This is a genomic window from Acidovorax sp. A1169, from assembly GCF_030704685.1.
In the GTDB taxonomy this organism is placed as follows: domain Bacteria; phylum Pseudomonadota; class Gammaproteobacteria; order Burkholderiales; family Burkholderiaceae_C; genus Acidovorax.
The window spans coordinates 1-1,278 of the sequence record NZ_JAUZDX010000063.1; the positions used below are offsets into that span (position 1 = coordinate 1).

Annotated in this window: 1 protein-coding gene; it reads right to left on the reverse strand. The window is 63.7% G+C overall.

Translation table 11 applies throughout. From position 1 onward, the window contains the following. Positions 1-65: 65 nt before the first annotated feature. Positions 66-1,196, reverse strand: a complete 1,131-nt coding sequence (locus QYL93_RS31820; protein ID WP_305747429.1) for an IS481 family transposase — start codon at positions 1,194-1,196, stop codon at positions 66-68. Positions 1,197-1,278: the final 82 nt, after the last annotated feature.

Genomic DNA, 1,278 nt, shown 5'->3' on the forward strand with positions numbered 1-1,278 from the left:
TGTATGGACCGGACACATGGTTGACGGGTGTGCGAACACATGGTGGACGGATTTTGCCGCACAGCTCAGTCCTGCCTCAGGTCTATCTCGCGCAGCTTGTGGTGCATGAAGTACACCCCATAGCAGCCATCCTGCGCCTTCAGGGCTCGCACAGCCACCGGCATCCCGCGCAACGCGCTGGACAGCTTGTAGCGCTTGCCCTGGAATCGCATCTCTCCCATGTCCTTGACTATCACCACCGTATCCTCGGGCCCGTACTCGATGGCCGGCAGGTCCTGTGGGTAGCTTCGCTCGCTCATGCGATAGCGGCTTGCTGGGGTTGCCATGCCCAGTGCCTGGTGGGGCCGCTGGTGGTTGTAGATCTGGCGCCAGTGATCGAATGCCGCTTGCGCCTGCACGAGGTCCGTGAACGACTTGCCATTGAGCACTTCCGCTTTGAGCGAACGGTGAAACCGCTCCTCCTTGCCATTGGTCTGCGGGTGGTAGGGGCGGCTAAAGCTCACCCGGATACCCAGCCGTATCAGCCACAGCGCCAGCGCGCTGACCTGCCCGGGCTCGCGCGGCGATCCCCAGGGTGCTCCGTTGTCCGCATTGATGCGCACCGGCAGGCCGTAGGTGCGAAACACTTCGATGAGCTGCTCGCGCACGGTGGAGCTTTCCTGACGGGCGCAGGCGCGGATGGCCATGTTGAAGCGCGAATGATCGTCCAGCAGGGTCAGGGGATGACAGCGCCCGCCTGCAGTGTCCACATAGCCCTTGAAGTCGATCTGCCACAAGGCATTGGGGTGATCGTGCTCCAAGCGCTGCCAGGGCTGGGCTGCAGCTGAGGCTTCGGGGTTGATCAGGCCGTGGCGGTGCAGGATCGAGTTGACAGTGCTGCAAGCCAAGGTGCCCAGGCCCAGGTCCTGCAGACGCCTGGCGATCTTGCGGCCACCCCAGGCCGGGTGCTCGCGGCGCAAGGCCACGGCAGCCTGCTGCAAGGCTTCCTGCGTAGTCCCAGGGCTGTGCAACGGGCGGCGGGAAACGTCAGCCAAACCAAGGGAGCCCAGCTGAGCAAAGCGGGCCAGCCACTTGTAGCCCGTCTGGGGGCTGATGCCAAAGCGGCGACATAGCTCGCGCCGGTTGGCGCCCTCCTGGCATGCCAGGGTGATGAATTCTTCGCGAAGGCTCATGGTGTCTCGTGTGCTCCAGGGCATGGTCTTGTCTCCTGGGGCCAATACGACCACAGGTGTCCACCATGTCCTCGCACACCTGTCCACCATGTGTCCGGTCCATACA

Coding starts and splice junctions, on each gene's coding strand:
- QYL93_RS31820 (WP_305747429.1), bottom strand. CDS start 1,196: ATGCCCTGGAGCACACGAGACACCATGAGCCTTCGCGAAGAATTCATC.